The following is a 14660-nucleotide window of genomic DNA, read 5'->3' as shown; positions in this document are numbered from 1 at the left end:
AATCATTGCTTTTTGTATTTTTGCTCCATCAATCATAAAACAAATTCTTTTGATAGATTTAAATTTTATATCTCGGTTTAAAACCAAAGCAAAATACAAGAAAACATATAAAAACGCGAAACTTTCCTACTTGAACAGAATCCGATGGGCTGTTTCGATGTTTTATTTTGGAATGGGTTTGTGTTTTGCCACTTGGGCCAGCAGAATTCCAGATATAAAAACCGCGTTGCATTTAGGATCAGGAGAATTAGGAACGATTTTATTTGCAATTCCATTGGGACAATTAATTATTATGCCTTTTTCAGGAAAATTAGTCACCCGTTTTGGAAGCCACCGCATTCTTATTTTTTCCCTTTTATTATATGTTTTATCCTTGTCTAGTTTAGGTTTGGCTATAACTTCTTGGCAACTATCATTGGGATTATTATTCTTTGGAATCTTTGGTAACTTGTCAAATATTGCCGTAAACACTCAAGGCGTTTACACCGAAGAGCTTTTTAAAAAAACAATAATGTCCTCGTTTCACGGTATGTGGAGTTTGGCTGGATTCCTGGGAGCTTTGGTAGGAATAGGAATGTTGGCATTAAACCTCACGCCACTGATTCATTTTATGATTGTTGGCGGAATTGTTCTTTTGTTGATGATTTTTAACTTTAAATTTTTGATAAAAGCGAAGGAAACCATCAAAACCGAAAAGAAAAAATTATTCACAAAGCCGGACAGTGCCTTGATTTGGTTGGGTGTAATTGGTTTTTGTTGCATGGCAAGCGAAGGCGTGATGTTTGATTGGAGTGGTGTTTATTTCAAAGATGTCATTAAAGCGCCAGGACCGTTAGTGATTTTGGGGTACACTTCGTTTATGATTATGATGGCTGGAGGACGATTTTTTGGAGACGGTTTGATTCATAAATTTGGAAGAAAACCAGTAATGCAAATTAGCGGCATCATGATTTCAGCGGGACTTTTTACCTCGGTATTTTTTCCGTATTTAATTCCATCTACCATTGCCTTTATGTTTGTAGGACTCGGAGTTTCCACTATTGTTCCTACGATTTACAGTATTGCGGGAAAAAACCCAACGGTTCCTCCTGGGGAAGCGTTAACCATAGTTTCGAGCGTTAGTTTCCTCGGTTTTTTAATGGGACCACCAGTTATTGGTTACATTGCCGAATTGTTTGGTTTGCGATTTTCATTTGCTTTCATTGGAGTTTTTGGAATTCTGATTGCATTTATGGTTTCCCGGATTAAAGCAATTCAATAAAAATAAAGCCTCTTTTTATCGTGCCTATTTTCATAAATCCGAATCATTTTTAAACACTTCGGATTTTTTTATGGGAATTATTTTATTAAAACTTAAAAGTATATAGTTTTTTCCCTATTTTTAGCGCTAGAATTCAAGCAATTAGTGATTTACACTTTGTTAGTATTTTAAAACACCACATTTTTCCAAAACTCATTTTCCGTTAATTTCAGTTTGTTATTCCTATTTGGAACGCTATTGCTATGGTTTTTATTGGACTAAAAAGCAAATCAGCTGTTTCGTTTTAAGGATATTTTCTAATGCATTTATCTCAACAAAAAATATTTATGAATAAATTTTACGTTGCGCTTTTCTTTATACTACAGATGAAATTTGCTTTTGCACAGCAAGAAACGGGAATTTACGGAAAGATTATAGATGCCAAAACCCAAAACCCGTTAGGTTTGGTTGTTGTCACCGTTCAAAACACTAATCTAATGCAACTCACAACTGCCGATGGGAATTTTAAATTTGAAAAAATCCCGAGCGGTAATCTCTTTATTCTTATTCACAGTCAGGGTTTCAAAGAGGCTTTATATCCGGTGGAAATACAAGAAGGACAAATGCTTGATCTGGGGACAATACCTTTAGAGGATGACCAATCAATAGAACAACAAGGGAGTTTAATAGCACTGACGGAAAGCGATTTTAGCGATGACAATAGCGGCTCCGAAAATACTTCAGGGCTTTTACAATCCTCCAAAGATGCTTTTCAACAGGCGGCTGCTTTCAATTGGGGTCAGGCCCGATTCAGGATTCGGGGATTAGACAGCGAGCATTCCACGATGATGATTAATGGTGTGGTGATGAATAAACTATACGATGGCAGACCGCAATGGGGCGATTGGGGCGGATTAAACGATGCAACCCGAAATCAGGAATTTTCTGTAGGCACTTCTCCGTCCGATTATACTTTTGGAGGGATTCTTGGAACACAGGAAATCAATACGCGTGCCTCCATTTACAGACCCGGTTCCCGAATTTCATTTTCCGGAACTAATACCAATTACAGTTGGCGCATGATGGGAACTTACGCTTCGGGAATGAGTGATAAAGGTTGGGCATTCGTGGTTTCGGCAGGAAAACGTTTGGCGACCGAAGGCTATTTTGAAGGAACAAATTACGATGCAAATTCTCTTTTTTTAAGTGTCGAAAAAAAATTAAACGATTCCAATTCGCTAAATGTAACTGCCTTTTATACGCCGAATAGCCGTGGAAAAAATTCTCCAAATACAGCTGAAGTCAGTGAATTAACAAGCGAAAAATACAATTCTTATTGGGGTTTTCAAAATGGGAAAAAACGAAATTCGAGAAAGAAAACTATCGAAGAACCTATTGTGATGTTGAATCATTATTTTAAAATTAATGACCATACCAATTTGAATTCCAGTTTGATGTATCAATTTGGAAAAATAGGAAATTCTAATCTCGATTATCAAAATGCGAATAGTCCGGATCCAACGTATTACAGGAAAATGCCGAGTTATTACAGTTCGATGTATGCGAAAGATAATGGCGAATTTTCTGGAGAGTTTACGCCGGATTATCAGAATGCCGAGAAAAGTAAAGCGTTGTTTTTAGCCAACTCACAAGTCGATTGGAATGCCATGTATCAGGCTAATCAAAGTCCGATTGTAGCATCAAATGGAAGTATTTCCGGATATGAACCGGCCAAAAGCAAGTATATTTTGTACGAAGATCGGAACGATGATAAAACGATGGTTGCAACTTCGATATTCAATACGCAATTGAATGAGACCGTTTTCATGAATGCAGGCGGTTCTTTTAAAAACTTGAAATCTCATAATTACCAGAAAGTTTTAGATGTATTGGGAGGGCTGTATTTTGATGATATCGATGGATTTTACAGCGGAAATCAATCCCAATCGGATTTAAATAATCCAAATAGGCAAGTGGTTGTAGGAGATGAGTATGGCTATAATTACAATTATGTGGCGAACACATTAGACGCGTTTACCCAATTCAAATTCTCGTATAATAAAGTAGAATTTTATCTGGCGCAAAGTTTTTCGAGTACCAATTATCAAAGGGAAGGCTTGTATAAAAATGGAATATATGAAACCAATTCCTTTGGTAAAAGCGAAAAAGTGTTGTTTGAAAATTTTGGATTCAAAGGAGGAATTACCTTCAAAATTTCAGGGAAGCAATTGTTAATTTTTAACGGAGCACATTTGACAAAAGCACCAACCATTCGAAATACTTTTCCTAATTCGAGATTAAATAATGTGGTTGTTGACGGGTTGCAAAGCGAGAACATCAGCAGTTTGGATGCAAGTTATGTTTTCCGTTCTCCCATTGTCAAAGCTAGATTAACTGCGTATTATACTTCTATAAAAAATGGAACCCAAACTTCTTTCTTTTATGCCGATGGGATTTTTGATGATGGTGCGGGTTATACGAACACGAGCGCCTTTGTGAGCCAGACGTTGACACATGTGAACAAGAAGAATTTAGGTGCCGAATTGAGTTTGGAATACCAAATTAACCCCACCTTAAAAACTACTTTTTCGGCGGCTTTTGGCCAATATACCTACGACAGTAATCCAAATGTTACGGTAACGAATGATGCAGAGGCTTCGCTAGAAAATACCAATCCCGTTTTCGATTTTGGAACGGCACTATTAAAAAACTACAAACAAGCGGGAATGCCACAACAGGCGTATGCTTTAGGAATCGAATATCGCGATCCCAAATATTGGTGGATTGGAGCCAACATAAATTATTTGGATAACAGTTATATAGATGTTTCTCCAATAGCCAGAACAAATCATTTTTATACTAATCCGGCCAGTGGTTTCAACTTCCCCGAAGCAACGGAGGAAAGGGCTAAGGAATTATTGAAGCAGGAAAAATTTGATCCCACGACTTTGTTAAACCTAACCGGCGGTAAATCTTGGAGAATCTATGGCAAGAATGTGGGGCTTTTTGCGAGTATAAATAATGTCTTGAATACTACGTACAAAACAGGCGGTTATGAACAGGCAAGAAATGCCAATTTCAGACAACGCAATCAGGATGTTTCTAGTGGAACACCCTCTTTTGGCAATAAATATTTTTACGGTTACGGAAGAACCTATTTCGTAAATCTTAATATCAATTTTTAAATTCGAAAAATAAACGCATTATGAAAACGACTTTTCACCACCCAATTTTTGCTGTTATACTTATCGTTGTTACTTTTTCCAGTTGTGTAAAAGAGGAGGTTGCCGTCCCGGAACTAAAATGTACACAACTTGATTTTACCACGAACCGAACTGTTGCAGAAGTTCGGACTAATGCCAATGCAATTGTAACGCAATACAAATTCGATGATATTATTGAAGCATATGTCGTTTCAAGTGACGAAAACGGTAATTTTTTCAAGTCGATTTCTTTCCAAACTTTGGCAACAGCCACAACTCCTGCAATAGGTTTTAGTGTTCCCGTCGATGCATCTAATACCTATATTGATTACAGATTAGGCAACAAAGTGTATCTAAAATTAAAAGATCAATATACTGACATTTCCTTTGGCGGATTGCGAATAGGCAGTATTTATGTCAATTCATATAATGAGGGATCGGTAGGAAGGCTTTCGCAAAATGACTATAAAAACGTGCTTCATGCATCCTGCACGACCATAGCCGAAGCGCAACTAGTAAAAGCTATCACGATTGCTGATTTAACCAATCATTCGAACTTAAACACGCTGGTTGAACTATCCGATGTTCAGTTTACGGCGGCTGCAGCCGGACGACATTATTTTGAAGATACGAATAATGTAGGTGGAGCGACCAATTGGAGTTTGGAGGACAAATTTGGAAATCAAGTGTATTTCAGAACCAGTAGTTTTAGTGATTTTGCAGGGAATTTAGTTCCAAACGGAGGCGGAAAAGTAAGAGGTGTTTTGACTAAATACGGAACCGATTACCAACTTTTACCACGTTCAGCAAAAGATGTGGTCATGACAGCAACAAGAGCAGTGCCATTTTTCTCCCAAGATTTTCAAACCGTGGTGGACAAAACAAATCTCAGCCTTCCCGGTTGGGTAAACATTGCTCAAAAAGGTACGATTTTCTGGAAAGGAACCTTCTATTCAGGCAACGGTTGTGCTGAATTCAATACCACAGGAGCAAAAGTGATTGCTAATGTGGCCTGGTTAATCTCCCCGAAAATTGACATGGATACCCACACCAAGGAAATATTGACTTTTAGAGCAGCACAGCATCATTTGGATGTTGATTCTCAATTAAATTCGCTTGAAGTATATGTCTCTACTGATTTTGACGGATTGAATGTGGCAACGGCAACTTGGATTCCTGTGACGGTTAAATTACCCAAACAAGCCACACCATGGTATCAGTTTGTGGGTTCTGGCGGAGTGGATTTATCTTCTTATAAAGGAAAAATAAACATCGCATTTAAATATACCGGTTCTGGTAAAAATTTAGCGTTGGATGGTGCTTTTCAGGTGGATGATGTGCAGGTTTTTGGGAACTAATTGTTTTTATTTAAATAGAAAATATTTGAATCCGAGATGATATAATTTTTCGCTATGGCTACAGAAGGAATTTTATATATTTGCAGCTCTAAAATCAAATCAAATTATGAAATCTATTTTATTATCACTTGTTTCTTTATTATTCGTTTCTTGCTTATCGGATACGGAAAAACCAACATCAGTTGTTGATTATACAGCTCAAAATGAAAAAGAAATTACAGATTACATTGCCAAAAATAAATTAACCGCTACAAGAACCGATTCAGGTTTATATTATGTGATTAATGAAGCAGGAACGGGTGCTAAACCAACAGCTTCTTCTAATGTTACAGTAGCGTATAAAGGTTATTTTACAAATGGAAATGTATTTGACAAAAGCGGTGACGCTGGTATATCGTTTGGATTACAACAAGTAATCAAAGGATGGACAGAAGGAATTCCTTATTTTAAAGAAGGCGGTAACGGTATTTTATTAATCCCGTCTGCTTTGGGTTATGGTAGTAACGGCAGCGGACCAATTCCGGGTGGTTCTGTTATTCTTTTTGATGTTAAATTGATCAAAGTAAATTAGTTTACGTTCATTCCAAAAACAAAAAAAGGCTGTCTAAAATTCTAGACAGCCTTTTCTACTTTTATAAAGTAATTACTTTTTGATTTCTATAATGCTAACAGCATAACCTCCGCCTGGCGCTGAAAGTTGTGCCAACTTTGATTTGTTAGTCACTGTCATTTTTCGAATTGTGTATGCTTGCGGATTGGTTTTATAATGCGCATCCTTGGCATCTGCATAAATCGTAGCCGTGTATTTTTTGCCTTTTTCCAAGAAATCAAATTTAATGTTTGAAGTCCTTGGGGTTTCACCATTTACATTTCCTATAAACCAGTTGTTGGTTCCTTTTGCTTTACGGGCGGCAGTAATGTATTGACCAGGTTCTGCTTCAAGATATTTACTTTCAGACCAATCTATAGCAACGTCTTTAATAAACTGAAAAGCATCCAAAAAGCGGTTGTAATTTTCCGGTAAATCTGCTGCCATTTGCAGCGGGCTGTACATTGTTACGTATAAAGCCAGTTGATTGGCAAGGGTACTGTTCACATGCGAATGATTGTCAGGATTCAATTTTGTTAAATCCATTTCGAAAATCCCTGGAGTGTAATCCATCGGTCCACCGATTAATCGTGTAAATGGCAATAATGTTACGTGGTTTGGTTTTGAACCTCCAAAAGATTGATATTCTGTTCCTCTAGCTGCTTCGTTGCCAATTAAGTTTGGATACGTTCTGCATATTCCCGTAGGACGAACTGCTTCATGCGCATTAACCATAATTTTATAATCGGCTGCTTTTTCAACTGCATATTGATAGTGGTTAATCATGAATTGGTTATAATGATTTCCCCCGTTTTCAATGATAGAACCAACATATCCGCTTTTTACAGCGTCATATCCATTATCTTTCATAAATTGATACGCTTTATCCATGTGTCTCTCATAGTTACGAACAGATCCTGAAGTTTCGTGGTGCATAATCATTTTGACTCCTTTAGATTTTGCGTAAGCTTCGATACCTTTCACATCAAAATCTGGGTAAGGAGTTACGAAGTCAAAAACATAATCTTTAGAATGACCAAACCAGTCTTCCCAACCTTCATTCCAACCTTCAACCAAAACACCATCAAAACCATTTGCGGCAGCAAAGTCAATGTATTTCTTCACGTTGGTATTATTTGCACCGTGTTTGCCATTTGGTTTTGCTTTTGAAAAATCGCTAACGCCAAGTTGTACCGTTGGGAAATCATCTGTGTACGCCCAAGAGCTTTTACCAGTAATCATTTCCCACCAAACCCCAATATATTTTACGGGCTTGATCCAAGAAGTATCCTCTATTTTACAAGGGTCGTTTAAGTTTAAAGTGATTTTTGAAGCCAAAATATCTCTGGCATCATCACTTACCATAATCGTGCGCCAAGGCGAGTGATTTGGAGCCTGCATATTTCCTTTGTCTCCTATTGCATCAGGTGTAAGCCATGATTCGAAAACCATGTTTTTATCATCAAGATTCAAATGCATACAAGAATAATTAATTAATGCAGCTTCGTGTAAATTGATATAAATTCCATCATTCGTTTTCAGCATCAATGAAGTTTGAACTCCTGTTGTAGAAAAAGAAGTTTGCGATACATTCGCAGTTTTTGCTTTTTCAGCTAACCCTCTGATTTCAGATAATTTTGAAGTCGTGTAATCGTATTCTTGCGTATCGTAATCTCCAGGAATCCAATATGCGGTGTGGTCGCCCGTCATGGCAAATTGCGTTCTTTCTTCTTTGATTACAAAATAAGTAAGGTTTTTTTGCGAAGGGAATTCATAGCGAAATCCAAGACCATCATTGAATAATCGAAAACGAATAACAACTTGTCTATCGGTTCCTTTTTGATTTAAAGTAACGGCAAGTTCGTTGTAATGATTGCGAATTTCGGCTACTTCACCCCAAACAGGTTTCCAGTTTTCGTCAAACGAAGTGGCTTTAGTATCTATAATCGTAAAGTCATTTAGCAACGATTTTTTGTCGTTTTTTAGTTCCAAACCTAATTTGCTGGTTTTTATGACCTCTTTGTTCTTATATTTCAACGTATAAGTAGGAGTTCCGTCATTTTGCAACGAAAATCCCATTACGAGTGCTGCATCGGGTGATTTTAGTTGTTGTGCTTGGGCCGTGCTAAATAATGAAAGCCAGAATAAGGCAGTGAAAATTAAATGCTTCATTTTTTTGATTGAATTAATAATTAATAGTTTTTTGGGTTCACTAGAAAAAATTAGAAATTTCACACTTGTTACCAAGCGCAATCAGGATAATTAAATCTACAGAAAGTAAAAATAAGCGATTTCCCTTTTGTCTTTAACCAGTACTGTAAAATAGTAGGTTTTTGAATTCTAAAAATAGATTTAAGGTGTTGTAAGATAGTGAATTATACAGAATTTGAAATAAAAAAAAGTAATTTTTATGAAAGTAAAATTATCTTATTTAGGCTTGAATGCTGCAATAAAAGGATTGTTTTATGGCGTGTTGGTCCCTATTGAGATCACTTTTGCTTCAAATTCTTCCCTTGGTCCTTTCGCTTTATTTTTTAATAACGAACGATAATTATAAATTGTAGATATGGAATATCTTAAAAATACGGCTATTTTATTACTATCCTTTATGCCCAAACGGATCAATGCCACAATTCTTAATTCGGTATTCAGCATTTCTCCGTCTTTCAATTGGGTTAATTCAGTATCGATTAGCAAATCTTCAAATTGACGGATAAAATTGGGAAAGAGTTGTAAAAAGGTTTTGTCAAAATTGGTGTAAAACTCTTTTAATTCGTCTTCAATAAACTGTTTCGATTTTATCGCGTTTACCAAATTATTCATTTTACCTGCGGTCGCCATTACATTTAATTTACTGTGATAGCCTTCCAGTTTACCAATATAATCCGAACACTGATCCATGTATCGACCAATAAATATTTCTTTTAAAAGATTAGCTTCGGTTAGTGTATTGTTAGTTTCATTTAGTTTTAAATTAAAAGCTTGCAGGGCAACATTTAGTTCCGACAATTGTTCATTTGCCAGATTTAGATCCTTTTGTGCTATTTTTAATTTTTTCATTTGCTTAAAAAGCAGTATCATAACCACTAATAAGATAACGGTTAATACACTCACACTAATCAAAAACAGTATAAGTTGTCTTTGATTGGTTTGATTTTGATGTTGATACGCTTCGCTGATGATAGGCATCATTTTGGATATTTCGTAGGTTCTTAAACGTGCGTTGCAAAAAAGTGCATCTTCAAGAGAACGCTGTATGTATTTGTAGGCTCGATCAATTTCCCCTTCTTCGTATAATAAAAAAGCCAAATTCCGTAGGGAAATATTTTCTTTCTTAGCCAGTTGCAAATCGGAAATAGCAGAAATAGTAAGCCATTTTTTTTCGGATTCTCTGTCTTTCTTTTGATGATACACATGAGAAATTATATAAGCAAAGACCGCACGATTTGGATCCGTGAGAGGAATAGTCGGGAAAATAGTTTGCAATAATTGTAAGGATTGGTCGTAATGACCCGTATCAATTAATATTTCCGATTGGGTAATATTATATTCCCAAGATTGTTTGGGAAAATACTGTAACGCGGAATCCCTATATTTTTTTGTTAATAAAGCATATTTATTTTTCTCATAACTAGACGTGGCATAATCATTCATGTATCCATAAATAATTCGATTTACACTATAATAAGAACCTTTCAGTTCGGGAGAATCAGCAAACGTGTCTTTTGGAAGTATATCAATTGCTTCTTTGTACATTCCTAAAGTACCCATTATCGAGGCTAGATTGAGTGCAGCAAGACTGCTCTTTTTTTTATCTTTTAGTTTAATGGCTATCTGCAAACTCTTTCGTGCAAAAACTAATGCAGAATCCGATTTATATAATCGATATTCGTCGAAGAGTTTGCCGTAAATTTCAAGTTTTTGAAGGTCATTCGAATTAGATTTCAAAAGTTTTTTGAATGAATTTATTTTATTCTCTTTTTGGTCCGAATACACTTGGTGATTCTCTATTGTTTGGTCCAATTGAATCAATAAAGACTCAGAATTATCCTGAGCTAACATTAATATTGGAAAAAATAACACAAAAAGGAAAGGCAAAAATCGATGCATTAAATTAGGTTTAAGTTCCTGTAAAATTAACTAAAAATATAAATTAACTCTCAATCCCCACAACTAAATGCGGAATCTGTTTATAGTATTACAATTAAAAAAATCTTAAATGGGACCGTGAAATTATCATTATTCACACCTTCTGCTTTTTTATAATCACAGAACTTCATAAGTACGAAGCAAATCATTAAATTTGTAGCTTATTTAAAATCATGTTAGAAAAAGAAGTAATAAATTTCGAAAAAACGGCCATTGTAGGTATAGTAACTCAAAATCAAAGTGAAGAGAAACTAAACGAATATCTTGATGAATTAGAGTTTTTGACTTTTACCGCAGGTGGGAAAGTAATCAAACGCTTTTCTCAAAAAATGGAACGCCCAAATCCCAAAACTTTTGTGGGTACCGGAAAAATAGAGGAAATCAATCTTTTTGTAAAAGAGAATGATATTTCGACTTTGGTATTTGATGATGAATTGTCGCCTTCTCAACAAAAAAATATTTCTAAAATTATAGATTGTAAAATTCTGGACAGGACGCATCTTATCTTGGATATTTTTGCGCAACGTGCCGAAACATCTTACGCAAGAACCCAAGTAGAATTAGCTCAATGTCAATATTTGCTGCCAAGACTTTCTGGAATGTGGACTCACCTGGAACGTCAAAAAGGGGGAATTGGAATGCGTGGACCTGGAGAAACGGAGATTGAAACCGATAGACGTATTGTTCGCGACAGGATTGCTTTATTGAAAGAAAAAATAAAAAGCATCGATAAACAAATGGGTACGCAGCGAGGTAATCGCGGTGCTATGGTTCGTGTTGCTTTGGTAGGATATACGAATGTTGGGAAATCAACCTTGATGAATGCGGTTGGGAAAAGTGATGTTTTTGTAGAAAACAAACTTTTTGCGACATTGGATACCACCGTTCGGAAAGTAGTGATTAAAAACCTACCTTTTTTGCTTTCGGACACCGTAGGATTTATTAGAAAATTACCAACACAATTGGTGGATTCTTTTAAAAGCACCTTGGATGAGGTTCGTGAAGCCGATTTATTATTGCATGCTGTTGATATTTCGCACCCTGAATTTGAAGATCAAATCGAATCGGTGAATAAAACATTATCGGACATTAAATGCAATGACAAACCGGTCATTATGGTTTTTAATAAAATCGATGCTTACAAACCATTGACAATTGATGAAGATGATTTAATGACCGAAAAAACGCCAAGACATTTTACTTTGGAAGAATGGAAGTCAACTTGGATGAATAAGGTTGGAGAACAAAATGCACTGTTTATTTCGGCAACAAACAAAGAAAATTTCGAAGAATTCAGAGAACGCGTTTATGAAGCGGTTAGACACATTCATATCACGCGTTTTCCTTATAATAAGTTCTTGTATCCGGATTATAAAGATGCGGTTGAGAAAGAAGACAAAGAAGAAACCGAAGAAGAATAAGCAATTCCTCTCATTATAACACACCAAATCCCTTTTGAATTTCAAGAGGGATTTTTTTGGGTCATGTCCCAGCTTTCACTATCGTTGCAGCTGCGTCAGAATCCCGACACTTCGGGACCATCCCTCATGCGGGATTTGGGTGATAGAATTGCTATTGATTTTCACAATTACTAGTAGATTGTTTTTTGGCACATTTGTTTAAAAAAGTATACATTTGATCATAAATAAATTCTGACGTTTATCAGACATAGCTACCCAATTTTGGGGCGATAAGTCTTATTTTGTCAGACCTATATACAAGTTGGCAGTAATTATAAACAATCGAAAACATAGAAAAATGAAATTAATAAAAACAAAAAACAATCTTTTACCTCTCATAATTTTTATTTTTATAAGCTCCTTTGGATATGGGCAAAGTCAAAATGGACGAATTCCATTTTACGCATTGCCATATTACAATTACGAACCATTAACAATTACTATTGGAAAATATCAGAAAGAACTTCTCTCAAACGATATTTCAGAATTAGAAACATTAGAAACAAAAATTAAAAATGATTTAAACAATACTGACATTGCAAGCCTTTATATTTTATCGGTTAGACTATACGATTTAGGGAAAAAAGATGATGCCTTTTATTGGTTTATGACCGCTCAAGCAAGAGCCAGAATATTTATGAATATGCTGGATAAAAAAAGAATGGGAGGCATTGGTTCAGAAGCATTTGAATTAAAACAACTTTTTAATTCATTTAATCAACTAATTGGAGAATATATGAATGGATATGAATTTAATGATGTTGAGAAAGGACTTGCCGTTTATAAAAGAGTAAAAGCCGAAGTTAAAAGCATTCAATCATACAAAGACATTTATAAGAAAGTGAAATTTGTGGATGAAAAAAATCTTGAGATAGAGAAAACTAATAAAGAAAATGATTTGGCGGAAGGAATTGAATATATCACGAATAACAAAGGTAAAATTAAGCAACAAAGAATAGAAAACGGAACTCAAGATAAATACTAAATAACTAATGCCAACCGCCATTTTGAGCTAGCTGGAATTTAGTGGAATTACCGTTTCGCATCAAGTTTTCGTTAAGCCGAAAATTGAGTGGTTACGAACTTCCAGCCATCTCAAAGTGGCATAACGTTGTGCTTAACCTTAAAAAAACGAAACTTAAATGAAAAGAAAAAATATTTATATTATTGGAGGATTAATATTATTTCTGTTTTTCTTTTACAAATTAGGAAGTGCATTTGCACCTGGAAGTTATCCTTATGCCGAACATTACGAGCTAAACTACCCTGAAGAAAAAGTAATTGAAGCAGCTGAAAATGTAAGAAAAGAAAATATCTACTTACATATTGGGAAAGGTTGGGAAGATAAAGACACAACTGACCATTGGCATCATATTTATTTTAATTTTCACAACAAAATGCTGTTAACGTGGACAAGACCGAATGGAAAAAATAGTACAACATTTGCTTTTGTCAGAATGCAAGATGATAATGCAGAATGGAAAAATTTAAATAATGATTTTGGCTATTTTGAAAACAGAAAAATAAAAAAAGCACTTGAAGAAGAAATATTAGCTAAAATAAAAATCAAGTTAGAAAACGAACCAAAATAAATAAAAAAGGCTAAGCATAACCGCCGTTTAGCAAGATTGTGGGTTTAATGGAATCCCCTCTGGTGCTCGTCTGCGACGAGTACCTACTTAAATTAAGAGACAAATCATAGCGTTTGCAACGCGGATAGCTTAAAAAGCTCCATTTCAAAACATTACAAACTAAAAAAAATCCCTTTTGAAAACTATTTTCTAAAGTTCTTTTTTATTAAAAATCCTGTTTCTAAAAACCGTAATTGGCCGCTAAGCCAAACACTTCTCGTACTTGAACCGCTTTGATTGTATTATCATCATAAATTCCCTGTATTGCTAGATTCGCAGTTACATATTTGTTGATTCTCATAACCACATTCATTTGATAATCGATATCAACGTTTTGTGGTTTGTCTAAATAATTGGAATATAAATTCAATCGATTTTCAATAGAAATATTTGTCATTACATTGAGTTTGTAATAGGCGGAAATACTGGCGCCAAATTCAAAACGGGAGCTATCTCCTTGTAATACGCCAAAAGAAGAACCGAAATCCGTAAAATGCTTGTGTACCAAAATTAATTTTGCAGTTGCCGGAGAAAAATTCACACTTAAATTATTGCTTTTTTTCCACAACATACCAGGCCCTAATTGAAAATATGCAGGCGAGAAGAAATGAGAAATGCCATTTCCGTCGTTGTCATAACCAACATCCATTTGTGTTTTCATATTGAAAAACATAGAATAGTACCAGTCGCCTTTGGCTTTTTTACCCCAAAGCGAATTCAGCTCTAATCTATCATCTGTTTTTGCGACTTTAGAACCTTTTACTTTGGTTAAGCCATAGGCTGCGATGAATTTATTGTCCCAAATTATATCTTCTTTTTTGTAATTGAAATCATAATTCAAACCAAAATTCCCTGCAAGGTTTGAAGTTCCACCGCCCAACCATTTGCTGTTATAAGCAGTTTGATTAAAAAGCAAAGAAATATTTCCTTTTTTTGTCCAAAATTTTATGGTGTCATTTGAAGTTTCTTGTGCATTGACAGAAACTATAATCAAAAGAAAAACGATTGAAAGTACTGTTTTTTTCATAAT

10 protein-coding genes are annotated in these 14660 nt (G+C 35.3%); 7 read left to right on the top strand and 3 right to left on the bottom strand.

The window, feature by feature from the left end:
• Positions 1–49 precede the first annotated feature (49 nt).
• From IWX84_RS09015 to IWX84_RS09000, 4 genes are all read left to right on the top strand, one after another.
• On the top strand, positions 50–1261 hold the full coding sequence (locus IWX84_RS09015; protein WP_196850411.1) for an MFS transporter: 1212 nt from the start codon (positions 50–52) through the stop codon (positions 1259–1261).
• A gap of 326 nt (positions 1262–1587) precedes the next feature.
• A complete protein-coding gene (locus IWX84_RS09010; RefSeq protein WP_196850410.1) occupies positions 1588–4425 on the top strand; it encodes a carboxypeptidase-like regulatory domain-containing protein in 2838 nt (945 codons plus the stop codon).
• 20 nt (positions 4426–4445) lie between these two features.
• Positions 4446–5801: a DUF5689 domain-containing protein gene (locus tag IWX84_RS09005; protein ID WP_196850409.1), complete on the top strand. Its 1356-nt coding sequence runs from the start codon at positions 4446–4448 to the stop codon at positions 5799–5801.
• 106 nt (positions 5802–5907) lie between these two features.
• Entirely contained in the window at positions 5908–6372 is a 465-nt protein-coding gene (locus IWX84_RS09000) for an FKBP-type peptidyl-prolyl cis-trans isomerase (protein WP_196850408.1), read from the top strand.
• Positions 6373–6444: 72 nt separating this feature from the next.
• On the opposite strand, the gene IWX84_RS08995 is transcribed toward IWX84_RS09000, so the two are convergent.
• Both IWX84_RS08995 and IWX84_RS08990 read right to left on the bottom strand, forming a co-directional pair.
• A complete protein-coding gene (locus IWX84_RS08995; protein WP_196850407.1) occupies positions 6445–8562 on the bottom strand; it encodes a glycoside hydrolase family 97 protein in 2118 nt (705 codons plus the stop codon).
• 291 nt (positions 8563–8853) lie between these two features.
• Positions 8854–10500: a DUF6377 domain-containing protein gene (locus tag IWX84_RS08990; RefSeq protein ID WP_196850406.1), complete on the bottom strand. Its 1647-nt coding sequence runs from the start codon at positions 10498–10500 to the stop codon at positions 8854–8856.
• 212 nt (positions 10501–10712) lie between these two features.
• Between IWX84_RS08990 and hflX the strand changes: the two genes are divergently transcribed.
• The 3 genes from hflX (at position 10713) to IWX84_RS08975 (ending at position 13591) form a co-directional block, all read left to right on the top strand.
• A complete protein-coding gene (gene hflX / locus IWX84_RS08985) occupies positions 10713–11960 on the top strand; it encodes a GTPase HflX (RefSeq protein WP_196850405.1) in 1248 nt (415 codons plus the stop codon).
• 337 nt (positions 11961–12297) lie between these two features.
• Complete coding sequence (locus IWX84_RS08980; RefSeq protein ID WP_196850404.1) at positions 12298–12984, top strand: hypothetical protein; 687 nt, start codon at positions 12298–12300, stop codon at positions 12982–12984.
• Between the two features lie 157 nt (positions 12985–13141).
• Positions 13142–13591 carry a hypothetical protein gene (locus IWX84_RS08975; RefSeq protein WP_196850403.1) on the top strand — a complete coding sequence of 150 codons (450 nt, stop codon included), beginning with the start codon at positions 13142–13144 and terminating at the stop codon, positions 13589–13591.
• A 220-nt stretch (positions 13592–13811) separates the two neighbouring features.
• On the opposite strand, the gene IWX84_RS08970 is transcribed toward IWX84_RS08975, so the two are convergent.
• Positions 13812–14657, bottom strand: coding sequence for a DUF3078 domain-containing protein (locus tag IWX84_RS08970; protein ID WP_196850402.1), 846 nt, complete (start codon positions 14655–14657; stop codon positions 13812–13814).
• Positions 14658–14660: the final 3 nt, after the last annotated feature.

The organism is Flavobacterium sp. CG_9.10 (assembly GCF_015752245.1).
GTDB lineage: Bacteria > Bacteroidota > Bacteroidia > Flavobacteriales > Flavobacteriaceae > Flavobacterium.
Note: the sequence above shows the minus strand (reverse complement) of the source record. Positions and strands in the feature narration are given on the sequence as shown.